The sequence below is a fragment of the Nonomuraea sp. NPDC049649 genome (genome assembly GCF_040675175.1).
Lineage (GTDB): Bacteria > Actinomycetota > Actinomycetes > Streptosporangiales > Streptosporangiaceae > Nonomuraea.
In genome coordinates, this window is sequence record NZ_JBFAOH010000004.1 from 1 (window position 1) to 22,707 (window position 22,707).

The window sequence follows — 22,707 nt, forward strand, 5'->3', positions numbered from 1 at the left end:
TCGATCTCGGCGCGGATGGCCTGAACGGGCGGTAGTGTGCGTGCCACGAGCGTAGGTCCTTGCGTAGTGCGAACTTTGGTCGGTTCAGCACGGCAACCTACGCTCGTTCACTTTTACACCGCATCTCGGACGCGACCGGGCGGGTCACTAGATTTGACTGCCTTGGTGGGTCAGGTCGGGAGGTCTGTCCGTCCTGGTGAGGCGGGGTCACGAGATCTGTCTGCCCTGGTGGGTCGGGTCGGGAGATCTGTCCGTCCTCGTGGGTTGGGTCGCGAGGTTGGGTCTGTCCTGGTGGGGCGGGTCACGGGGTTTGTCCGCCCCGGTAGGTCAGGGTCCAGGAGATCTGTCTGCCCCGGCGTGTCTGTCTCTGTGGGGTGTCCTAGTGCGTCCTTCTCGGTGGGGTTGTCCCGGGGCGGGTCAGGCCACCCGATGCCGCGCAGTGGATCAGGTCAGCCGATGTCGTCCTGGTGGATTAGGTCAGCCGATGTCGTCCGAGGTCTCGGCCGGTCATCTAGGGCGACGTGGGGAGTGGTTATGGGAGTCGGTGGGGAGGTGGGGATGAAGGCGCGCCGGGGGTTAGCCAGCGGGTGTGGGTGCCGGCGAAGGGGGCCAGGCCTCGGTCAACTGCTTGGAGGAGCCACTGGGCTGTTTCCTCGGCCTTGACGATGATCTCTGGTGGGTAGCCGAGGGTCAGCTGGTGTTCGGCGAACTCGTCCTCGTCGTCGAGGTAGAGGCGGCCGTCCCGCATTCTGATGACGTCCAGGTCCAGGTCGATCATGGTGACTTCGGTGTCGTGCCACTCCGGGACGGTGGTGATGTCGATGTACACCTCGACGCGGCTGGGCGGGGAGTTGAAGGTGGCGGTCCACCAGGCGGAGCGCGGGAAAAGGATCACGGAGTCGGTTGGCCAGGTGTGTGACGGGCCTTCGTTGCCTTTGCGGGTGAATGTCCCAGCTGGTACGGCGACCCAGACGCCGTGTTCGTCCTCGTCTAGAACCGTGCCGGGGTGGTTCCAGTGCAGGGTGCCGCCGTACTTCCGGTAGACGACCTTGATGTCCTCCAAAGCCTGAGCCCTTTCCGTCCGATCCGGTGTCGATGAAGTGGTTCGCGGGGCTCGGCTTCTCGTGAGCGGCGTGGTGAGGCGGACAGGCTTCGCTCTTGGGCGGGAAGGAGTCGGACCCCTGCCAAAAGTAGAACAGGGGTTGGCGGGGCGCTATCGGATATATCGCTGTATCGAACGTTCCAGCAAGGAGGGGTGGATGTATGGAAAAGCGGTCTGTGGCCGCACCTTCGCGTCCCTTGTGCGGGGTTGTCGTGAGGGTGGGGAAGTGCCGCGGTGGGGGTCTCGTCCGCAGGTGCGGCGTGGTGGTGGGGTCTCGGTGATAGAGATGCGGCGCGGTGGGGGCCGGTGGTAGTAGCGCGACGCGGTGGTGGGTCTCTCGTTCGTGGTCGCGGTGGTGGGCGTCTTGTTCGTCGTCGCGGTGGCTGTCTCGTTTGTGGTGGTGGTAAGGCCGTGGGCGGCGGGAGCAATGGCGCTGGTAGTTCGCAGGGCGCGGGTGATGAGGGTCAGGGGTTGGGGGCTCGCCGGATCGGCGTGGTGGGGGGTGGAGCTCCGAGGCGAGCGCCGCGGGAGCTATGGGGCTGTCAGTTCCAGGGCGCGGGTGATGGCGGTCAGGCGTTGGGGGCTCGCTAGGCCGGCGTGGTAGAGGTGGAATTCCGACGCGCCCGCCTTGGTGTAGGTGGTGAGGAGTTCGGCCAGGTGGTCGGGGTCGGCGGGGCGCGGGGGGAGGGTCAGGACGTATGCGCCGACCCGTTGGCCGGGGGCGCACAGTTCGGAGAGGTGGGTGAGGCGGGCGGCGTCCTCGGTGGGGTCGCCCCAGCAGTTGCCCACCAGTACGTCGGCGCCCGGCTCGCCGCTCGGGAGGGCGGCGAAGGGGCCCGTCGCCCAGGGGTCGGGGTTGGCGTGCAGGGTGATGGGGAGGTCCGGTGCGATGTCGCGGGCCGCGGCGATGAGGCGGCGGCGGAGGGTGGCCGAGAGCTCCACCCGCAGAGCCCGTACTTCGTCCGCCAGGGGGCCGAGGGCGGCCTCCACAGGGCGCAGTGGGGAGTCGGTATCGGTCCTCAGCGGGGAGCCAGTGCCGGGTCTGAGCTGGGAGTCCGCGCTGGGTTTGAGTAGGGAGTCCGCCCTGGGTTGGAGCCGGGAGTCCGCGTCGGGCCTGTGCGGGGAGTCTGAGCTGGGTTTGTGCGGGGAGTCCGCGGCGGACCTGAGGGGGGAGTCTGCGCTGGGTCTGTGCGGGGAGCCCGCGGCGGGCCTGAGGGGGGAGTCTGCGCTGGGTCTGTGCGGGGAGCCCGCGGCGGGCCTGAGGGGGGAGTCGGCGATCGGCGGGGGGTTGTCGAGAGCGGTGCGGACGCGGGTTCTGGTGTCGGCGGGGTAGCGGGGGGCGCAGGACGCGCAGAAGCAGAGGGACATCAGGTCCGGGTCGTAGTCGGCGCCCGACGTCTTCTCGTGGACGCCCTGGTGGGCGAAGCCCATGGAGCCGGCACCCTCCAGGATGAGGCCGTCCGGCTCGCCCGCCACCAGCACCTCGCGCACCAGCCGTTCGCAGTACTCGGCGACGTCGGAGGCCGCCGGGCAGAGCGCGTAGGGGTACGGGTCGCCGAAGGCGTTCCGTACCACCAGGTGGGGGAAGGCGGTGCCGAGTTGCGCGTTGTGGGTGAGCACGGTCCAGGCGTGCACGCGCAGGCCAGCCGCGCGCAGGGCCTCCTGGGCCAGGAGGTAGGAGTCGGGGGTGGTCCAGGTGGGGCTGGCGGGGGTGAGCCGGCCCCAGGCGTGCGACCGTACGGGCAGGTAGAAGGCGGAGTGCAGGACGTCGAGCACGCGGTGCGCGGGGTGGAAGGGGGTGGCCGCCCGGGTGGAGTGGTAGGAGACGGCCAGCGCGACGGCGTCGACGCCGAGCGCGGCGATGCGCTCGGCGGCGGCGGGGTCGCCGACGACGTCCCAGGGGTAGACGTAGGCGAGGTTCACCAACGCGGCCTCCTCGCGGTGAAGTCGGGCTGGAAGCGGCGCATGTACGTGGTGTCGTCACGGGCGGTGACGCCGCACTTCTGGTACTGCTCGTGCATGACGGCCAGCGCGTCGCGGTCGAGTTCCACGCCGAGGCCGACGCCGGAGGGCACCGGGACGGCGCCGCCGGAAAAGCGGAGCGCGCCAGGCGCGACCACGTCCTGGCCGTCCTGCCAGGGGGTGTGCGTGTCGCAGGCGTGGGTGAGGTTGGGGGTGGCGGCGGCCAGGTGGGTCATGGCGGCGAGGCTGATGCCGAGGTGGGAGTTGGAGTGCATCGACAGTTCCAGGCCGAACGTGCCGCAGAGCGCGGCGACCTGGGCCGAGCGCTGCAGGCCTCCCCAGTAGTGGTGGTCGAGCAGCAGCACGCCGATCGCGCGGGCGGCGATGGCCTCGGGCAGGTGGTCCGGGGTGACGACGCACATGTTGGTGGCCAGCGGCATCGGCACCTGGGCGGCGACCTGCGCCATGCCGGGGATGTCCGGCGTGGGGTCCTCGAGGTATTCGAGCACGCCGTCCAGTTCGCGGCCCACCCAGACGGAGGTGTCGACGGTCCAGGCGGCGTTCGGGTCGAGGCGGAGCGGTACGCCGGGGAAGGCCTCGCGCAGAGCCTTGATCGCCTCGACCTCCTCGGCGGGCGGGAACACGCCGCCCTTGAGCTTGATGGAGGTGAAGCCGTACTCCTTGATGAACAGCGACGCCTGCTCGACGATCCCGGCCGGGTCGAGTGCCTCGCCGAACCTGTCCGGCTCCTGGCCGGGGTGGCCGGCCCACTTGTAGAAGAGGTAGGCGCTGTACGGGACGGCGTCGCGGACCCGGCCGCCGAGCAGGTCGACCACGGGGACTCCGGCGGCCTTGCCGCGGATGTCCAGGCAGGCCACCTCGAACGGGGAGAACACCCGGTCGATGCTCTTCTCCTTGGTGGCCACCCCGGTCAGCCCGTGCAGGTCGCTGACGGCGTCGCCGACGGTGGCCGCGATTCGCGCGTACATCTCGTTGGTGTGGTGCACGTCGAGGCCGATCAGCGCCTGCGCGCACTCGCGGACCTTGGACAGGTGGCCCAGGTCGCCGTAGGTCTCGCCGAGCCCGGTCAGGCCCTCGTCGGTGACCACTTCGACGATCGTGCGCAGAGCCCAGGGCTCGTGCACGCCGGCGGCGTTCAGCAGGGGCGGATCCTTGAAGGCTACGGGGGTGACGTGGATCTGCCTGATGATCATATGATCGCCGTCCATATATGTGAACAAGGGCCAGGTTTGTGGACAGAATGCGGCAACTGTAAGAATCGGGCTGAGAAGGTGTCAAGACTCCGAAGGGCCATTCGATGATCTACGGATACGACCCCAGGACCGGTGAGCCCGTGGGCGCCGGCGTGCCCGAGACCGACCGCGACGGGGTCGACCAGGTGGTCACCGCCGCAGCGGCCGCGGGCCAGGCGTGGCGGGCCACCCCGGCGGAAGACCGCGCGGTCGCGCTGGAGGCCGTCGCCGACGCCCTGGACGCGCACGTCGACGAACTGTGGCGGCTCGCCGACCAGGAGACCGCGCTGGGCGAGGCACGGCTGCGCGGCGAAGTGGCCCGCACCACCGGCCAGTTCAGGTTCTTCGCCCAGGTGATCAGGGACGGAGGCTACCTGGATGTGATCATCGATCACGCCGAGGCGCCGCGGCCGGACGTGCGGCGCATGAAGCAGCCGCTGCCCGGTGTGGTGGCGGTCTTCGCGGCCAGCAACTTCCCGTTCGCGTTCTCGGTGGCGGGCGGCGACACCGCCTCCGCGCTGGCCGCGGGCTGCCCGGTCGTGGTGAAGGCGCATCCCGGCCACCCGGGCACCTCCGAGCGGGTGGCCGAGCTCGTACGGAATGCGCTCCCGTACCCGGACCTGCTCGGACTGGTGCACGGCATGCAGGCGGGGGTCGACCTCGTCCAGCACCGGGCGGTGGTCGCGGCCGGGTTCACCGGGTCCGTGGCGGGCGGCAAGGCGATCCAGCGGCTCATCGACGAGCGGGAGGTGCCCATCCCGTTCTACGGCGAGCTGGGCAGCGTGAACCCGGTCGTGGTGCTGCCGTCGGCGCCCGCGCAGCAGGTGGCCACCGGGTTCGCCGCCTCGCTGACCCAGGGGGTGGGGCAGTTCTGCACCAACCCGGGGCTGCTGTTCGTGCCGGAGGACGACGAGCTGCGCAAGGCGCTGGCCGAGGCCGTCGAGGGCTCCAGCGGCGGGCCGATGCTGGGCGAGCGGATCCGCGACGGCTACCTGGGCGGCCTGGACCGGCTCGGGCAGCTGGAGCTGCTCGCCGAGGGCAAGCCGGGGGAGGGCAGCTGGGCGGTGACCCCGAAGGTGTTCACGACCGACCTGGCGACGTTCGCCGAGAAGCTGCCGGGCATCGGCGAGGAGTGCTTCGGGCCCGCCTCGATCGTGGTCACCTACCGTGAGGTCGGCGACCTGCCCGCGGTGCTGGAGCGGCTGGAGGGCTCGCTCACCGCCACCGTGCACGCCACCGACCCGGCCGAGGCCGAACTCGTGGCCGACGTGCTCGCCCGGAAGGCCGGGCGGCTGATCTGGAACGGCTGGCCGACCGGCGTGGCCGTCACCTGGGCCATGCACCACGGCGGCCCCTGGCCTTCGACCACCACGCCGACCACCTCGGTCGGCGCCACGGCCATCGACCGCTGGCTGGAGCCCACGGCCTACCAGGACTGGCCGGAGGCGCTGCTGCCTGACGAGCTGAAGGACGACAACCCCCTGGGGGTCCCGCGCCGCGTGAACGGCGCACTCGAACGGTAAGTGCGGCTCTGACGTGGCCACCGGGAGGTGTGATCCTTCCGGTGGCCACGTGCGTTGGTCATCGGGAGGTGATCCTCTCCCGGCGACCGCGGCGGGTGCTGAAGTTTCCGGCGGGCGTGCTGTCCGGTACGGTCAGGCGCCGATGATTTCCAGGCCGGCGGCGATGATCTTCTCCAGCTCCGTCACGTGCTCGGGCGACGGGTCGACCAGGGGCGGGCGGACTCCGCCGACGTCCAGCCCGCGCAGCCGTACGCCCGCCTTGACGAGCGACACCGCGTACCCCGGCACCTGGTCGCGCAGCTCCACCAGCGGCCGGTAGAAGCCCGTCAGCAGGCGGCGGACCAGTTCCTCGTCGCCGGAGGTGATCGCCCGGTAGAAGGCGAGCGCGATCTCCGGGGCGAAGGCGAACGCGGCGCTGGAGTAGAGGTTCACCCCCAGCCCCCGGTAGGCGGGCACGGTCAGCTCGGCCGTAGGCAGCCCGTTGAAGAAGGTGAAGTCCGCCCCCGCCGACTCCCGCACGGTCAGGATGATGCGCTGGAGCAGGTCGAGGTCGCCCAGCCCGTCCTTGAACCCGATCACCTCCGGTATCGCGGCCAGTTCGGCGACGCCCGCGGGGGAGAAGCGGGCGTTGTTGCGCTGGTAGATGATGACCGGCAGCCCGCCCGCCTCGGTGATGTCGCGCACGTACCGGACCAGGCCCTCGGACGGGGAGCTGACCAGGTACGGGGGCATGATCAGCAGCCCGTCGGCGCCGTTCGCCGCGGCCGCCCGGGCCAGTTCCCTGGCTTGCGGGAGCGTACCGCCGGCCCCCGCGAAGACCGGCACTCTCCCGCCCGCGGCGGCGACGGACACCCGCACCGCGGCGGTGTACTCGTCGAGGCCGAGGGCGTTGAACTCACCGGTCCCGCAGGCGGTGAACACCCCTCCCGCCCCCGCCGTGACCCCGGTCTCGACGTGCTGGGCGAGCACCTGCTCGGCCAGGTCGCCGTCGGGACCGAACGGGGTCACCGGGAAGAACAGAACGCCTTCTAGCCGCATCAACGCCTCCTTTTACCGGATGCCCTCTCGCCGGAGAGTGGCAGCCAGCTTGTGGGTGTGTGTGATCACCGCTTCGATGACCTCCTCGACGCGGGCGGGTGGCAAGTCCACCGGCATCGAGCAGCTGATCGCATCCGTGGCCGGGATCCGGTAGTCGACCGTGACCGCCACGCAGGCCAGGCCGGATGTGCCCTGTTCCCGCTCGTACGCCCAGCCCCGGGTGCGGACCTGGTCCAGCTCTTGGGTCAGCTTGCCCAGGTCGGTGATCGTGTGTTCGGTCATGGCGGGCAGCGGGTCCGGGAGCAGGGCCTTGACCTCGTCGTCGGTGAGCTGCGCGAGCAGCGCCTGGCCGAGCGCGGTCACGTGGGCGGGCAGCCGCCTGCCCACCCGGGGGATGATGTGGTGCGCGTCCCGGGAGTCGCGGGTGGCCAGGTAGAGGACGTGGGCCTCGTCCCTGCGGGCGAAGTGGGCGGTATGCCCCGTCTCCTCCCGGAGGTCCTCCAGGGTCGCCTGCGCGTACGGCAGCGCCTGGTCCTTGTCCAGGTAGGCGGTGCCGGTCAGCAGCGCGTGCGGGCCGATGCCGAAGGCGGATCTGGTGGCGTCGGTCTCCACCCAGTTGAGCTCCACCAGCGTGCGCATCAGCGCGTGCAGGCTGCTGCGCGGGAACCCGGTGATCCGCTGCACCTCTGACAGGGTCAGCGTGCCGGGGGCGTCGGCCAGTACCTCCAGGATGCGTACGGTCCGCTCGGCGGACTTGACCAACTGCGGCTCCATGCTCGTCCCATCTCGACGTCAACGTATGGGTGTCAGGATATGGGATGTCGTCCAGATACATGGACACGGGTCACCCCTTCACCGCCCCACTCGTCAGGCCGCGCATGAACTGCCGCTGGAAGGCCAGGAACGCGATGATCGACGGCAGCAGCGCCAGCAGCGTGGCCGCCAGCAGCACGCCGATGCCCAGCTCCTCGTCCGAGCGGAGCGAGCGCAGCGCGATGGGCAGCGTCCACATGTTCGACTCGGTGGCCACGATGAGCGGCAGCAGGTACTGGTCCCAGATCATGGTGAAGCCGAAGACCCCGATCACGCCGAGCGCCGGCCGGCAGAGCGGCAGGATGACGGTGAAGAACGTGCGCAGCTCGCCCGCCCCGTCGAGCTTGGCGGCCTCCTCCAGCTCGACCGGCACCTCCTTCATGAACTCGGTCATGACCAGGATCGAGAAGCCCCAGGCGCCGACCGGCAGGATCATGCCCGCGTACGTGCCGATGAGGTTGAGGTTCAGCCCGGGCAGGTCGGCGAGCACCAGGGAGAGCGGGATCGCGATGATCTCCTCGGGCAGCATCATCGTGGCCAGCGTGATCAGCATGACCACGCCCATGCCGCGGAACCTCTTGCGCGCCAGCGAGTAGGCGGCGAAGACGCTCACGATCACCTGCAGCAGCAGCCCGAACCCGACCACCACGAACGAGTTGAGCAGGTAGAGGTAGACGTTGCGGTCGGCGGCCTTGACGAAGTTGTCGAGCGTGAACTCCTCCGGCCACCAGGTGAAGGAGGTCGGGTCGAGCGTCTTGTTGAAGGCGCTGATCAGCAGCCCCGCCAGCGGCCCGGTGAAGACCACCACCATGGCCGTGTAGATGAGGATCTTGGCCGCGGTGGCCAGTGGCCCGCGCCGCGACTCCAGCCCCAGCGCGCTGTCGAACCGGATCATGCCCGCTCCCTCCTCCGCATGAGCTGGACCAGCACGGTGAGCGCCAGCGTCGCCACGAACAGCAGGACGCCGCCGGCCGAGGCGATGCCCAGGTCGCCGCTCTGGAAGCCGAGCTTGTAGATGAGCGTCATCAGCACCTCGGAGGAGCCGTTCGGCCCGCCGTTGGTGAGCACGTACACCTCGACGAACACCCGCAGGCCGCGGATGGCCGCGAGCGTGAACAGGATCCAGAACACCGGCCGCAGCGCCGGCAGCGTGATGTGCCGCAGCCTGCTCCAGGTGGACGCGCCGTCGACCGCCGCGGCCTCGTACAGCGTGCGGTCGATGCCCACCAGCCCGGCCAGGAAGATCATCATGTCGTACGGGGTGCCGCGCCAGATGCTCATGCCCATGATCGACAGCAGCGACGAGTCCTCGTCGGCCAGGAACGGCTGCGGCTCGATCGCGAACCAGCCGAGGATGGCGTTGAGGGTGCCGGTGTCGCCCGGGTGGTACATGATCCGCCAGACCTCGGCGACCGCCGCCATCGTCACCACGACCGGCAGGAAGGCCGCCGTCCTGATGAACCAGAGATACCGGGCGGGCCCCTCGATGAGCAGCGCGAGAACCAGCCCGAGGACGAGCGAGCCCGCCGTGGTGCCCAGCGCCAGCACCACGCTGTGCCAGATGGCCGAGCGGAAGGCGTCGTCGGTGAGGATGGTCGCGTAGTTGTCCAGCCCGACCCAGGTGCTGTCCAGGTAGCGGATCTCCTGGAAGCTCATCACCAGACCGGTGAACAGCGGGATGAACTTGAAGTACAGGAACAGCAGCAGGGCGGGGGCCAGGAAGGCCCAGGCGACCAGCGGCCCCCGCCAGCGTGCCCGGCGGGACGCCGCCGGAGTGAGCGTCCGGGTCATGATGCCTTTTGGTTCTGCAGTTCCTGGGTCAGCTTGGTGTTGAGCGCGTCCATCTCGGCCTTGACGTCCTTGGCGCAGTCGGCCCAGACCGCGTTGATCGCGTCGGCGGTGGTCTGCCGGATCGGCGCCCAGTTCGGCACCGGGTGGGCGTAGACGGCGTTGGCGTAGGCGTCCTGGAACACCTGCCAGCGCGGGTCCTGCCGCTCGGCGGCCATGTCGACCTCGCTGTTGACCGGCAGGCGGACGATGGCGCCGTTGGCGTCCTTGTTCATGCCGATCCGCTGGCCCTCGGCGGAGGCGGCGAACTCGGCGAACTTCTTCTGGCCGTCGGGGTTGGCCGATCCGGCCATCAGGTAGACGTTCTCGCCCTCACCGAGCGTGCCGGGGCCGCCCGACGGGCCCTTGGGCACGGGGTAGACCTCGATGTTGTCGGTGCCGATGCTGTCGACGAACCGGGCCAGCACGTACGGGCCGGTCAGGTAGATGCCGCCCTGGCCTTTCTCGAACACCTCGTGGGTGACGGCGGTGTCGTTGTTGACGGCGCCCGGGTTGACGGTCTTGGTCTCGCAGAACTGGTTCTGGAGGTACTGCACGGCCTCGACGGACTTGGGGTCGTTCATGGTGGCGGTGAAGGTGCCGGAGCCGGACGGGGCGACGAAGTCGCCGCCGTTGCCGTAGATGAACGAGGAGGCGTACCAGGAGGCGTAGCCGCGCTTGGTGCTCGCGGGGATGACGAAGCCGGAGGTGTCGTTCTCGCCGTTGCCGTCGGGGTCTTGCTCGGTGAAGGCCTTGGCCAGCTCGGTGAGTTCCTCCCAGGTCTGGGGGACTTCCATGCCGACCTTCTCGCGCCAGTCCTTGCGGGCGATGATGGCGAAGGCCTGCGCGGAGAACGGGACGGCCCAGGTCTTGCCGTCGCCGGCGGTGGCCGCCTTCCAGGCGACCTCGGAGAGTTTGTCGGCGCCGGCGATCGAGGCTCTGTCGACCTCGGTCAGCCAGCCCTGGGTCTGCATATTGCCGATCTGCGCGGTGTCGTTGATCACGATGTCGGGCAGATCGCGCTGTGCGGCCTGCTGCTGCAGCTTGGTCTCGAAGTCGTCCAATAACGCGACGACTCTGGTCTGGACGCCGCTGGCCTGGGTGAACGCCTCGGCCAGCTTCTGCGCCGTCTTGGCCGAGTCGGAATCGGGCGCCTGCCTGATCCAGATCTCCAGCGCGTCGTCGGTGCTCGTGCTTGTTCCCCCGGAGCCGCAGCCTGTCAGCGTAACGGCCAGGGTCGTGGCCATCGCGACCCCGAGCAGACGTCGTGACATAAGACCGCCTCCTGTTCACATATGTGACAACTGTCTTGGATGTGGGCGAGTCTCAAAGAAAGTAGCTAGTGACACACATCACGGTCAATATTCAAGAATGTGAATCTGTGCCACTGTTGTGTACAACAAGGGGATGCGCATACTCATGACCGGCGCCGCAGGGAACGTCGGCACGCTGCTCCGCCCCCGCCTCGCCCGGGACGGCCGGACGCTGCGCCTGTCGGACCTGGTGCCGCTCGAAACCGGACCCGGTGAGGAGATGGCGATCGCGGACCTCACCGACGAGACCGCCATGGCCGCCGCGATGAAGGACGTCGACGCGGTGCTCCACCTCGGCGGGCAGAGCCGCGAGCACCCGTGGACCGACATCGTGCGGGACAACATGAACGGGACCTACGTGCTCATGGAGGCCGCCCGCGCGGCGGGGGTCGGGCACGTGGTGCTGATGAGCAGCCATCACGCGGCCGGCTTCCACACCCGGCAGCCCTCCGGCGAGGACCTGCCGGACTACGCCTTCCCGCGCCCCGACACGTACTACGGCGTGAGCAAGCTCGTGATGGAGGGGCTGGGCAGCCTGTACCACGACAGGTTCGGCATGCACGTGACCGCCATCAGGCTCGGCACCTGCGCCGAGCGCCCCGCCGACACCCGCGGCCTGGCCACCTGGATCTCTCCGGACGACCTGGCCCGGCTGGTGGAGGCCGCGCTGACGGCGACCGGTTTCCACGTCGTGTGGGGCGTCTCCGGCAACGCCCGCCGCTGGTGGTCGCTGCGGGAGGCGGAGGCCATCGGGTACGAGTCGCGTGACAGCTCCGAGCCGTACGCCGCGGAACTCATCGCCGAGCAGGGCGAGCCCGATCTCGCGGACCCGGTCCACCACCGGGCCGGCGGGGTCTTCACCTTGAAGGAGCTCGGCGGCTCCTGGTGACCGTTTCTGCTCGATAGCCGCCCCGATCGATCAGGTCAGGGCGGCTATCGGCATGCCTGGACTTCTCCGCCGCCGTGTGCAACCGGTTGTAGGCACGGGGGCTCAGCGCCAAAATGTTACGAACGCGTATCCGTCGCCAAATGTCCGCTGAACTGCGGAAATTTGGTTAACGATATATCGGTAACGGCTTTGTAACACCTGCAAAGGGTTGACGTAACTTTTCAAGTCCTTATAGGAATGCGCTATCCGATCCCGCCGTGCCGGGCTGGGCCTGGAAGAGGGATGTATGTCCGAATCAATCTCTGTCACCCCGGAGCGACCCCCCGCCGCCCCGCCGGCGGGCGTCCAGCCGCCCGGGCGCCGTCGCCGGGCCACTCCTGTGAACATTCACCGGCGGCGAGAGGCCCGCGCCGCCTACGTCTTCCTCGCGCCGTGGTTCATCGGCCTGTTCCTCGTGACCGTGGGGCCGATGCTGGCCTCGCTGTACCTGTCGTTCACCGACTACAGCCTGCTCGAAGAGGCCCGGTGGATCGGCTGGGACAACTACGAGAAGATGTTCTTCGAGGACACCCGGTTCATCCAGTCGCTCAAGGTCACCACGATCTACGTCGTGGTGTCGGTGCCGCTCCAGCTGATCTTCGCACTGGCGCTGGCTCTCGCGCTGGACCGGGGCCTGCGCGGGCTGTCGTTCTACCGCTCCATCTACTACCTGCCCTCGCTGCTGGGCGGCAGCGTGGCCATCGCGATCCTCTGGCGGAAGATCTTCGGCACCGACGGCCTGGTCAACTCGGTGCTCGGGTTCTTCGGCATCGAGGGGACCGGCTGGGTGTCCGACCCGGACACCGCGCTCGGCACCCTGATCCTGCTGCACGTGTGGACCTTCGGCGCGCCCATGGTGATCTTCCTGGCGGGGCTCCGGCAGATCCCGCAGAGCTACTACGAGGCGGCGGCGGTCGACGGGGCCAGCAAGATCCGCCAGTTCTGGTCGATCACGATGCCGCTGCTCACGCCGATCATCTTCTTCAACCTCGTACTCGAAGTGATCAAGTCGTTCCAGTCGTTCACGCAGTCGTTCATCGTCAGCGGCGGCACCGGAGGACCGGTCGACTCGACGCTCTTCTACACGCTCTACCTGTACCTGAAGGGCTTCAAGAGCTACGAGATGGGCTACGCGGCCGCGATGGCCTGGGTCCTCCTGCTCATCATCGCCGGCCTGACCGGCGTGAACTTCCTCGCGTCGAAGTATTGGGTCTTCTATGGCGACTCGAAGTGACCAGGTGCCGTTCCTGTTCCGACCGGTTCGGGGCGGCCGCCTGCTCAAGCACCTGCTGCTGATCGGCTTCGGCCTGATCATGCTCTACCCGCTGCTCTGGATGATCTCCAGCTCGGTGAAGCCGGAGGACATCATCTTCCGCGAGCCGGGGCTCTGGCCGAGCACGGTCACGCTGGACAACTACAGCGAGGGCTGGACGGCGCTGAAGCACAGCTTCGGCTACTACCTGTGGAACTCGGCCGTCATCACGGGCCTGTCCGTGCTGGCCAACCTGATCGCCTGTTCGCTGGCCGCCTACGCCTTCGCCCGGCTGAACTTCCCGCTGAAGAAGATGTGGTTCGCGATCATGCTCGGCACGATCATGCTGCCGTACCACGTGACCGTCGTCCCGCAGTACATCGTCTTCGCCAACCTGGACTGGATCAACACGATCTGGCCGCTGGTGGTGCCCAAGTTCCTGGCGACCGACGCCTTCTTCATCTTCCTGATGGTGCAGTTCATCCGGACGCTGCCGCGGGAGCTGGACGAGGCCGCGGCCATCGACGGGGCCGGCTACTGGCGGGTCTTCCTCCAGGTCATCCTGCCGCTCTGCATGCCCGCGCTGGCGACGACCGGCATCTTCACCTTCATCTGGACCTGGAACGACTTCTTCAGCCAGAACCTGTACCTGACCAACTCCGACAACCTCACCGTGGCCGTGGCGCTGCGGCAGTTCCTCGACTCCAGCGGCGAATCGTCGTGGGGTCCGATGTTCGCCATGTCCATCGTGTCGCTCGGCCCGATCTTCGGGTTCTTCCTGGCGGGGCAGAAGTACCTGATCCGCGGTGTGGCGACCACTGGCCTGAAGTAGTTCCTCTTCACCCCCTGTAAACCCCCAAGAGGAGGTAGAGCTGTGAATATCAGCTCTCGTAAGACGATGTGGATCGCCGCGCTGTCGGCGGCCATGCTGACCGCCGCGGCCTGCGGCGGCGGCAGCGGCGGCGGAGACGCCGGCGGCGGTGGCGGAGACGACGGCAAGGTGACGATCACCTTCGCCTACTGGGGCAGCGACGCCCGGCAGAAGCTGACCGAGGAGGCCATCCAGAAGTTCGAGGAGAAGAACCCCACGATCGACGTCGAGGGCGACTTCTCCAACTGGGACAGCTACTACGAGAAGCTCGCCACCAAGGTCGCCGCCAACGACGCGCCGGACGTGCTGAGCATCGAGATCCGCGGCCTCAGCGAGTACGCGGGACGCGGCGCGCTGCTGGACCTGAACGGCAAGCTGCCCACCGAGGACCTCGACCAGCAGGTCCTGTCCAGCGGCCAGATCGACGGCAAGCAGTTCGCCATCCCGACCGGCGTCAACGCCTTCTCCATGATCGCCAACCCGGCGGCGCTGGAGAAGGCCAAGAAGGAACTGCCCGACGACAAGACCTGGACCTGGGACGAGTGGATCGCGCTGGCCCAGGAGATCTCCGCCACCGGCGAGGCCACCGGCGCCGAGTACAACCACAACCCCGCCTGGCTGCAGATCTACGCGGCCCAGCGCGGCGAGAAGTTCTACGACGGCACCAGGATCGGCATGTCCCCCGACACGATCAAGTCGTGGTGGGCCATCAAGCAGAAGCTCATCGAGACCAAGGGCTCGCCCGACGCCGCCAAGAGCGCGGAGATCGGCGCCACCGGCCCCGAGCAGTCGCTGCTCGGCACCAACCAGGGCGCGCTGGGCATGTGGTGGAGCAACCAGCTCAACGCCCTGACCAAGTCGTCCGGCCAGGAGATGAGGCTGCTGCGGATGCCCAAGGCCGAGGGCGCCACCAGCAGCGGCATGTTCCTGCAGCCCGCCATGTTCTACGCCGCCTCGGCCAAGACCGAGAAGGCGGAGGCGGCGGGCAAGTTCATCGACTTCCTGGTCAACGACCCCGACGCGGCGAGCATCCTGCTGAGCGACCGCGGCCTGCCGACCAACGCCAAGGTGCTGGACGCCGTCAGGGACAAGCTCCCGGAGACCGACCAGAAGACGCTGGACTTCATCGACGAGGTCAAGAGCGAACTCAGCCCCATCCAGGCGCCGCCGAAGGGCGCGCTGCAGATGGAGGACATCCTCAAGCGGGCCAGTGAGGAGGTCCTGTTCGGCCGGGCGACCCCGGACGACGCCGCGGCCAAGTTCCTGGAGGAGGCCAACGCCGCCATCGCCGGCTGACCAAACCGGCAACCGGCCGGGGGCGCCCAGCCCCCGGCCGTCACCGCGACTCGGGGAGAGAGCACTTGAGCACCAGGTACGCCTTCGTCGGTCTCGGGCACCGCGCGCAGATGTACGTCGACGCGCTGCTGGGAGACTGGCGCGACACCGGGACCATCGTCGGCCTGTGCGACGTCAACACCACCCGCATGGCCTACTACACCGAACGGATCGGCCGCCCGGTGCCGTGCTACGCGCCGGACGAGTACGGCAAGATGCTGGAGTCGGCCGACGCCGTCGTCGTCTGCACGGTCGACGCCACCCACGCCGAGTACGTCGTCGCGGCCCTCGACGCCGGGCTCGACGTCATCGTGGAGAAGCCGCTCACCGTCGACGCGGAGAGCTGCGCCGCCATCGCCGAGGCGGCCGAGCGCAGCCCCGGCAAGCTGGTCGTCACCTTCAACTACCGCTACTCGCCGCGCAACTCCGCCGTCAAGAAGCTCATCGGCGAAGGGGCCATCGGCGAGGTCACCTCCGTGCACTTCGAGTGGGCGCTCGACACCATTCACGGCGCCGACTACTTCCGCCGCTGGCACCGCGACCGGGCCAGCTCCGGCGGGCTGCTCGTGCACAAGTCCACCCACCACTTCGACCTGGTCAACTGGTGGCTCGGCGCGGCCCCCGAGCTCGTCTTCGCCCAGACCGACCTGCGCTTCTACGGCCAGGCCCGGGCACGCGGCCCCCGGCCGGAACGCGGGCAGGGCGCACCCGGCCTGGGCAGCGACCCGTACATCCTCGACATCTCCAAGGACGAGCGGCTCAAGCGGCTCTACCTGGACGCCGAGCACGAGGACGGCTACATCCGCGACCAGGACGTCTTCGCGCCCGGCGTGACCATCGACGACAACATGTCGGTGCTCGTCCGCTACGCGAACCGTGCGATGCTCACCTACTCGCTCACCGCGCACGCCCCCTTCGAGGGCTACCGGGTGGCCTTCAACGGCACCGAGGGCCGTATCGAGCTGGAGGTGTGCGAGCGCGCCTGGACCCCGCCGCACGCCGCCGTCGACCCCAGCGCGGCGAGCAAGGAGCACGCCGCCGGCTCCTGGGAACGGCTCGTCCTGCACCGCCACTGGCAGCAGCCCGAGGAGGTCCCCATCGAACAGGGCTCCGGCGGCCACGGCGGCGGCGACCGCCTGCTGCTCAACGACGTCTTCCGCGGCCCCGGCGACGACCCGCTCGGCCGCCCCGCGGGCTACCGCGACGGCATCCGCAGCGTCCTGGTCGGCGTCGCGGCCAACCGCTCCGCCGACTCCGGGGCTCCCGTCCACCTGACCGCCGACGGCACCCGCCTCGCCCTCTGAGAGCCTGTCCGTACGAGTCGGGAGAGGCACGACGGCACCCTGCCTCGTCCTTGGAGAGTCTGTCCGTACGAGTCGAGAGAGAGGTACGACGGCACCCCCTCGTCCTTCGAGAGTCTGTCCGTACGAGTCAAGAGAGGTGAGATGCGGCACCTAGGGGAGTTCGCCGGGCTCGCCGAGGCGGCGGGGAAGCAGTGGAAGCTGTTCCCCGACGCGCCACCCGGCCCGGAGCTGCGGGCCGCCGCCCGCGAAGCCATCGGCGTGCTCGACCTGACGGCGCGTGACGTACGAGTCGAGCGCACCTGGACGGCGGACGGCGTGGACGGCGAGGAGCTGTCCTGGGACGTCGGCTACGGCCCGCGCACCCGCGCCTACCTGCTCAGGCCGGAGGGCCACACCGGCACCCTGCCCGGCGTGGTCGCCCTGCACTGCCACGCAGGCATGAAGTGGGCGGGCAAGGAGAAGATCGCCGACGGCCCCGAGCCGCCCACCCCGGAGGTGCGGCGGGTCCGCGCCGAGCTGTACGGCGGCCGGGCCTACGCCTCCGAGCTGGCCCGGCGCGGCTTCGCGGTGCTGGCGCACGACGTGACCGCCTGGGGGAGCCGCCGGTTCCCGCTGAAGGACATGCCGGACCGGGTGACCGCCCTGGCGACCGACCCGGAGCTGTCGGAGGCCGACCACTACGACGTGGCGGCCGGTCACCACGAGCACGTGCTGGAGAAGTACTGTAGGCTGCTGGGCACCTCGTTCGCGGGCGTGGTCGCGGGCGAGGACCTGGCCGCTGCGGCGTACCTGCGGAGCAGGCCCGACGTCGGTCCGGTCGCCTGCGCCGGGCTGTCCGGCGGCGGGCTCCGCTCCGCGCTGCTGGGCACGTTCGACCCGGACATCCGGGCGGTGGCGGTCGCCGCGATGACCTCGTCCTATGAGGACATGCTCGACGGGTACATCGCCTCGCACACCTGGATGCTCTTCCCGCCCGGCCTTTCCCGCGTCTGCGACTGGCCCGCGCTGGTCGCGTCCGGGGCGCCCCGCCCCCTGCTGGCCCTGTACGCGGAGAACGACCACCTGTTCCCCGGGCAGGGCATGCGCCGCGCGCACGAGGCCATCGCCCGGCGCTACCCCGGCGGCGGCTACGAGGGCGCCTTCTACGAGGCCCCGCACGCCTTCGACATCCCGATGCAAGAACACGCCTTCACCTGGCTGTCCGCCCACCTGAAGGAGAGTCCCTGAGGAACTGGTCCCAAGGGAGGACACACATCCCGGGCCGGCGCGGGCCCGGCGTGGCACCCGCGCCGGGCCCGCGGGTCAGCGGCCGGCGGCCAGTTCGGCCGCCTCCTCACGGGACAGGCGGCCGTCGACGATCACGACGGACACCTTCCGGTCCAGCCTGTCCCCGAAGGTCAGCGGCGTGTCCCAGGCCAGCGCGGTGCCCACGCCCGGGTACTGCGCCACCCGCACGAACCACGGGTCGCTGTCCTGCGCGAACAGCAGCGTCCACGCCTCCGACGACAGCGCCAGCCACGGCGCCCGCGAGCCGTGCACCCGCTCCTCGCCGTCGGCCGCAGCCGTGAACACGCGCAGCCCAGCAGAGCCCGCCGGGGCACGCCAGAAGAACCCGCCGTAACCGGCGCCCGCCCGCCCCTTGGTGGCCGAGCTGCGCACGGTCAGCGGCGCCCCGGTCAGGTTGTGCAGGGTGAAGCCGAACTCCAGCACCCACCCGCGCGCTGCCGGCCGGGCCCGCACCGTCCGCTCCTCGCGCACCAGCGCGTCCTCTCCGGGCCGCTGCCACAGCAGCGTCTCGGTGAACCCGGCGGCGTCGCGCTCGGTGAAGGCCACGTGCCGCTGGACGCCGTGGTCGTCCAGCCAGGCGGGTCCCTGGTCGCGGACGTACGTGCGGCCGCCCCAGAAGTTCCGCCCGCCCAGGTCCGTCACGGCGACCCCGGCCCCGAGGTGGTGGGGGTGGTCGTCGGGCTGGATCTCGGTCACGACGGTGCCGCCGAGGGTGCGGACCGGGTGGAGGTAGGGCCGGGGCGCGGCGGACAGCGGCAGATCGGGGCTGGTCACGTACTCGGCGACGGGCGTGTCACGCACCACGAGCGGCGTCGCCCAGCTCACCCCCAGCTCGGAGAAGAGCGCCAGCTCCGACGCGCACCTGTCCACCAGGGACGCGATGCCCGGCAGCACCCGCCCCTCGCCGGACTGGTCCTGGTGGCCGGGGGAGATCGGCAGCGGGTCGGGCGCGACCCTGATCGCCTCCATCACCTCCATGAACCCGCCCGTGCGGTGGACCGGCACCAGCAGCGGCGTCCCGGAGCGCACGTGCTCCACCAGGTTGACCAGCAGGTCGGTGCGGTCGTACCGGCGGACGGGCCCGTCGTTCACCTGGACCTCGTCCAGCGTGTAGACGAGCCGGATGTGTCCCTTCTCGCCGTGGACGAGCACGTACGGCTCGTCCCGCCCGGCCGCGCAGAGCGTGACGGCGGCCACCAGCGGGGTGCCGTCGGCGAGCGTCACGCGGATCGAGGAGGTGTCGTCGGACTCGATCGGGTTGGCGTGGAACAGCTCGGTCTCCACCGACGCCACCGAGCCGCGCTCCTCGGCCCCGGCCACCGCGAGCGCGGTGGCCAGCGCGTGCGCGAACGGGTTGGTGAGCGCGCCGTCGACCACGTCCACGCCGTCGAGCACCCGCCGGCCCGCCCACGGGCTGCGGGTGAAGTACGAGGCGGGACGGGGCCACGCGCCGCCCACGCCGATGCCGGTGACGCGGCCGATCGCGCCGCCCGCGATCAGTTCGCGCACCGCGGGCACCGCCGCCGAGCCGAGGCTCTGGAAGCCGACCTGGCAGGCCAGCCCGGCCTTGGCCGCGGCCCGCTCCATCCGCTCGAAGTCCGTCAGCGTGGCCGCCGTCGGCTTCTCGACCAGGACGTGCGCGCCCGCCTCCAGCGCGGCCAGCGTCAGCCCGGCGTGGGTCGGGATGGGCGTGGCCAGGATGGCGATGTCGGCCCCGGTCCGCCCGATCAGGCCGGGCAGGTCGTCGGAGATCTCCGGGGAGCCCAGCCCGGCCAGGCTGTCCGGCGGCACCGGCCGCACGTCGCAGACGCCGACGAGCTCGACCAGCCCGGACAGCCTCCGCAGCCGGTCCAGGTAGTGGGCGCCGAAGCCCTGGGCTCCGGCCAGCACGACACGCATGTCACCTCCAGCGGAGCCCGAGGCCCCGGTGCTCGCCGGCGCGCAGCTCCGCGCCCTCCACCCGGACCGGGTACGGCTCGGCGAGCAGCCCCAGCGCGGCGAACGAGGCGTCCTCGACGTCCTCGGCCATGGACGGCAGCGGCAGCGACAGCGCCAGCTGTCCCGACAGGTCCGGCAGCAGATGCGGGTAGACCGGCACGTCGAAGGTCCGGGCCAGCTCCGCGATGCGCAGGAACGGGGTGATGCCGCCGACCCGGACCACGTTCGGCTGCACCACGTCGCAGGCCCCGGCGGTCAGCAGGTCGCGGAAGCCGTAGACGGTGTAGACGTTCTCGCCGACCGCGATCGGCACGTGCGTGGACCGGCGCAGCTCCACGTGCGCCGCCACGTCGTCGGCGGGCAGCGGCTCCTCCAGCCAGTGCAGCCCGTACGGGGCGAGCGCGTCGGCGGCGCGCCGGGCCCGGAACAGGTCCCAGCGCTGGTTGGCGTCCACCATCAGCAGCGTGTCCGGGCCGATCACCTCGCGGACGGCCGCGACCCGCTCGACGTCCTCGCGCAGGTCCGGCCGGCCCACCTTGATCTTGACGGCGGGGTAGCCGGCCGCCTTCCACCGGCCCGCCTGCGCCACCAGCTCCTCCAGCGGGTAGTGCAGGTTGACCCCGCTCCCGTACACCGGGACCGAATCCCTGCGGCGGCCCAGCACGTCGGCCAGGCCGCGCTCGCCGCAGCGCAGGTCCCACAGCGCCAGGTCGACCCCGGCCAGCGCGATCGTGGTGATCCCGCCGGGACCGGCCTCGCGCAGGTGCCGCCAGAGCAGGTCCCAGACCACCTCCGGGTGCGGGTCCAGGCCGATCAGGGCGTCGCGGATGTCGTGCTCCAGCAACGCGCGCACCGCCCGCGCGCCGATCTGCGGCGTCCAGGAGAACCCGGTGCCCACCCGCCCGTCGTCGAGGGCGACCTCGACGACCAGGACGTGGTTGGCGGGCACATCGGGTCCCCACGGGCGGTGCAGCGCGACCGTGCGCTGGGTGACCGTGAGGTCGCGGATCATGCCGTACCGGCCAGCGAACGACCGTGCTTGATCAGCTCCTCCAGCTCGGCCACGTCCTCGGGCGCGGCGTCGACCAGCGGCGGCCGGACCGGCCCCACGTCCAGCCCGCCCAGCCGCACCCCGGCCTTGACCAGCGCGACCGCGTACCCGGGCACCTTGGAGCGGAGCCGCACCAGCGGCTCGTAGAACTCGGTCAGCAGCCGGCGGGAGCCGCCCTTCAGGTACGCGGTCGCGATCTCGGGCGCGAAGGCGAAGGCGGCCGAGGAGTACAGCTCGACGCCGATCCCCCGGTAGGCGCCCATGGTCAGCTCGGCCGTCGGCAGCCCGTTGAAGAACGTGAAGCCGTCGCCCACCTCCCTGCGCACCGCCAGCACCGAGCGCTGGATGAGGTCGATGTCGCCCACGCCGTCCTTCAGCCCGATCACGCCGGGCACCTTGGCCAGCTCGACCACCTGCTCGGGCGTCGGTACGAGCGAGCCGCGCTGGTAGAGGACGACCGGCAGGATCTCCGCGATCCTGCGCACGTACTGCACGAGCCCGTCGGGGGTGCCTTGGATCAGGTAGGGCGGCATCAGCAGCAGCCCGTCGGCGCCCGCCTCGCGGGCGGCCCTGGCCTGGGCGAGCGCGGCGCCGAGCGGCCCGCCCGCGCCCGCGAAGACCGGGGCCCGGCCGCGCGCCGTCTCGACCGCCACCCGGACGGTGGCGGCGTGCTCGGCCTCGGACAGAGCGTTGAACTCGCCCGTGCCGCAGGCCGCGAACACCCCGCCCGGCCCGTACTCGAGCCCCCGCCCGATGTGCTCGGCCAGCACCCCCTGGGCCAGCTCGCCGGACGGGGTGAAGGGGGTGATGGGGAAGAAGAGAACTCCGCTGAGGTTCATCAGATCTCCAGTTCGGTGCGCCAGGAGCGCTTGGCGGTCCAGCCGAGCATGCGCTCGGCCTTGGCCGAGGTGAACGCGGGAAGGGTGTCGGTGAGCGCGGTGGCCTGCTCGCTCGTGCCGGGCATGACGGCGGGGAGCAGTTCCGCGAGGGGGCGGCGGGCGAGCGCGTCCGCGGCGCCGGCGAAGAACACCTCGCCGTTGGGGAGGCCGGGCAGCCGCTCGATGAGGGTGGCGATCATGTCGGAGGCGTCGCGGGCGTCGATGTAGTTGAACAGCGAGACGCCGGCGATCTCGGGATGGTCAAGGCGTTCGAGGATCGTGTGGCCCGACTGGGTGGGCGCCCCCGCCCACTCCTCGGGAGCCACCACGAAGCAGGGCCGCACCGCCGCGAACCGGGTCTGCGAGGAGCGCGCGAACGATGCCATGGTCTGCTCGGCCACCACTTTGGACAGGCTGTAGGCGTTCCACGGCGCCGTCGGGTGTTCCTCGTCGATCGGCAGGTAGCTGGGCGACCAGCCGGACGGCGATCCGTAGCCGATCACCGTGGGGCTGCTGGCCACCACGACCCGGCTCACACCGGAGTTGCTCGCCGCCTCGCACACGTTGAACGCCAGCTGGGTGTTCGTACGGAAGATCACACCCTCGGTGCGGCTGAACGGGGTCGCGATGGCCGCGAGATGGACCACGACGTCGGGCCGGAAACGGGTCATCACGTCGTACGCCTCGCCCAGGTCGGTGAGGTCGGCCGGGAGCGTGGCCGCCGCGTCGTCCGGGGTGCCGGGAGCGACGTCGACCCCGATCACTTCGTGACCGGCCTGCGCCAGCGAGGTGACCAGGCTCCGTCCCAGCCTTCCGGCGCTGCCCGTCACCAGTGTTCGTGTCATCGCTTCGTTCACCCTTCCGCAGGGGCCAGATACCGCAACCGGTTGCAAAAAGTATTGAGGCGAGGCCGGGACGGCGTCAAGCCGACAGGTTCTGGCCTGCGCTATCCCCGCTGGCCTCGCGGGCGCTAAGCTGAGTTTTCGATGCCCGGTTCCCGTGCAGGGGGGCCGTTGACATCGATACAAGCGA

19 protein-coding genes are annotated in these 22,707 nt (G+C 70.3%); 7 read left to right on the forward strand and 12 right to left on the reverse strand.

Going from position 1 to position 22,707, the window contains the following annotated elements; genetic code table 11:
• Positions 1-532: 532 nt before the first annotated feature.
• The 3 genes from AB0J42_RS07200 to AB0J42_RS07210 all read right to left on the reverse strand — a co-directional run bounded on the left by AB0J42_RS07200 (position 533) and on the right by AB0J42_RS07210 (position 4,278).
• Complete coding sequence (locus tag AB0J42_RS07200; protein ID WP_364289878.1) at positions 533-1,063, reverse strand: DUF402 domain-containing protein; 531 nt, start codon at positions 1,061-1,063, stop codon at positions 533-535.
• Positions 1,064-1,633: 570 nt separating this feature from the next.
• Entirely contained in the window at positions 1,634-3,025 is a 1,392-nt protein-coding gene (locus AB0J42_RS07205; RefSeq protein WP_364289880.1) for a hypothetical protein, read from the reverse strand.
• The gene (locus AB0J42_RS07210; RefSeq protein WP_364289882.1) at positions 3,022-4,278 is read right to left on the reverse strand and encodes a glucarate dehydratase family protein; all 1,257 of its coding nucleotides are present in this window, start codon (positions 4,276-4,278) and stop codon (positions 3,022-3,024) included. Before AB0J42_RS07210 ends, AB0J42_RS07205 begins: the two co-directional genes overlap by 4 nt.
• Before the next feature lie 104 nt (positions 4,279-4,382).
• On the opposite strand from AB0J42_RS07210, the gene AB0J42_RS07215 reads away from it, so the two are divergent.
• Positions 4,383-5,840 (forward strand): aldehyde dehydrogenase (NADP(+)), encoded by a 1,458-nt coding sequence (locus AB0J42_RS07215; RefSeq protein WP_364289884.1) that lies wholly within the window; start codon positions 4,383-4,385, stop codon positions 5,838-5,840.
• Positions 5,841-5,972: 132 nt separating this feature from the next.
• Here the strand turns inward: AB0J42_RS07215 and AB0J42_RS07220 are convergent, their stop codons facing one another.
• From AB0J42_RS07220 to AB0J42_RS07240, 5 genes are all read right to left on the reverse strand, one after another.
• The gene (locus tag AB0J42_RS07220) at positions 5,973-6,878 is read right to left on the reverse strand and encodes a 5-dehydro-4-deoxyglucarate dehydratase (protein WP_364289886.1); all 906 of its coding nucleotides are present in this window, start codon (positions 6,876-6,878) and stop codon (positions 5,973-5,975) included.
• Between the two features lie 12 nt (positions 6,879-6,890).
• A complete protein-coding gene (locus AB0J42_RS07225) occupies positions 6,891-7,652 on the reverse strand; it encodes an IclR family transcriptional regulator (protein ID WP_364289888.1) in 762 nt (253 codons plus the stop codon).
• 70 nt (positions 7,653-7,722) lie between these two features.
• Positions 7,723-8,586: a carbohydrate ABC transporter permease gene (locus AB0J42_RS07230; protein WP_364289890.1), complete on the reverse strand. Its 864-nt coding sequence runs from the start codon at positions 8,584-8,586 to the stop codon at positions 7,723-7,725.
• Positions 8,583-9,482: a sugar ABC transporter permease gene (locus AB0J42_RS07235; protein WP_364289892.1), complete on the reverse strand. Its 900-nt coding sequence runs from the start codon at positions 9,480-9,482 to the stop codon at positions 8,583-8,585. Before AB0J42_RS07235 ends, AB0J42_RS07230 begins: the two co-directional genes overlap by 4 nt.
• Positions 9,479-10,792: a sugar ABC transporter substrate-binding protein gene (locus tag AB0J42_RS07240; protein WP_364289894.1), complete on the reverse strand. Its 1,314-nt coding sequence runs from the start codon at positions 10,790-10,792 to the stop codon at positions 9,479-9,481. The genes AB0J42_RS07235 and AB0J42_RS07240 overlap by 4 nt, the downstream gene beginning before the upstream one ends.
• A 133-nt stretch (positions 10,793-10,925) precedes the next feature.
• On the opposite strand from AB0J42_RS07240, the gene AB0J42_RS07245 reads away from it, so the two are divergent.
• The 6 genes from AB0J42_RS07245 to AB0J42_RS07270 all read left to right on the forward strand — a co-directional run bounded on the left by AB0J42_RS07245 (position 10,926) and on the right by AB0J42_RS07270 (position 17,748).
• The gene (locus AB0J42_RS07245) at positions 10,926-11,720 is read left to right on the forward strand and encodes an NAD(P)-dependent oxidoreductase (RefSeq protein WP_364289896.1); all 795 of its coding nucleotides are present in this window, start codon (positions 10,926-10,928) and stop codon (positions 11,718-11,720) included.
• A gap of 286 nt (positions 11,721-12,006) precedes the next feature.
• Positions 12,007-12,993 (forward strand): sugar ABC transporter permease, encoded by a 987-nt coding sequence (locus AB0J42_RS07250; protein ID WP_364289898.1) that lies wholly within the window; start codon positions 12,007-12,009, stop codon positions 12,991-12,993.
• A complete protein-coding gene (locus tag AB0J42_RS07255; RefSeq protein WP_364289900.1) occupies positions 12,977-13,843 on the forward strand; it encodes a carbohydrate ABC transporter permease in 867 nt (288 codons plus the stop codon). Before AB0J42_RS07250 ends, AB0J42_RS07255 begins: the two co-directional genes overlap by 17 nt.
• A 42-nt stretch (positions 13,844-13,885) precedes the next feature.
• Entirely contained in the window at positions 13,886-15,178 is a 1,293-nt protein-coding gene (locus AB0J42_RS07260) for an extracellular solute-binding protein (RefSeq protein WP_364289902.1), read from the forward strand.
• Positions 15,179-15,243: 65 nt separating this feature from the next.
• Positions 15,244-16,521 carry a Gfo/Idh/MocA family oxidoreductase gene (locus AB0J42_RS07265; protein WP_364289904.1) on the forward strand — a complete coding sequence of 426 codons (1,278 nt, stop codon included), beginning with the start codon at positions 15,244-15,246 and terminating at the stop codon, positions 16,519-16,521.
• A gap of 141 nt (positions 16,522-16,662) precedes the next feature.
• The gene (locus AB0J42_RS07270) at positions 16,663-17,748 is read left to right on the forward strand and encodes a hypothetical protein (protein WP_364289906.1); all 1,086 of its coding nucleotides are present in this window, start codon (positions 16,663-16,665) and stop codon (positions 17,746-17,748) included.
• Between the two features lie 75 nt (positions 17,749-17,823).
• Here AB0J42_RS07270 and AB0J42_RS07275 read toward each other — a convergent pair whose 3' ends face one another.
• Genes AB0J42_RS07275 through AB0J42_RS07290 form a run of 4 tightly spaced genes read right to left on the reverse strand, consistent with a single transcriptional unit; the run spans position 17,824 to position 22,520 of the window.
• The gene (locus AB0J42_RS07275; RefSeq protein ID WP_364289908.1) at positions 17,824-19,707 is read right to left on the reverse strand and encodes a DUF6807 family protein; all 1,884 of its coding nucleotides are present in this window, start codon (positions 19,705-19,707) and stop codon (positions 17,824-17,826) included.
• A gap of 1 nt (position 19,708) precedes the next feature.
• On the reverse strand, positions 19,709-20,758 hold the full coding sequence (locus AB0J42_RS07280; RefSeq protein ID WP_364289910.1) for a mandelate racemase/muconate lactonizing enzyme family protein: 1,050 nt from the start codon (positions 20,756-20,758) through the stop codon (positions 19,709-19,711).
• The gene (locus AB0J42_RS07285; protein ID WP_364289912.1) at positions 20,755-21,636 is read right to left on the reverse strand and encodes a 5-dehydro-4-deoxyglucarate dehydratase; all 882 of its coding nucleotides are present in this window, start codon (positions 21,634-21,636) and stop codon (positions 20,755-20,757) included. The genes AB0J42_RS07280 and AB0J42_RS07285 overlap by 4 nt, the downstream gene beginning before the upstream one ends.
• Positions 21,636-22,520, reverse strand: coding sequence for an NAD(P)-dependent oxidoreductase (locus AB0J42_RS07290; protein WP_364289914.1), 885 nt, complete (start codon positions 22,518-22,520; stop codon positions 21,636-21,638). The genes AB0J42_RS07285 and AB0J42_RS07290 overlap by 1 nt, the downstream gene beginning before the upstream one ends.
• Positions 22,521-22,707 lie beyond the last annotated feature (187 nt).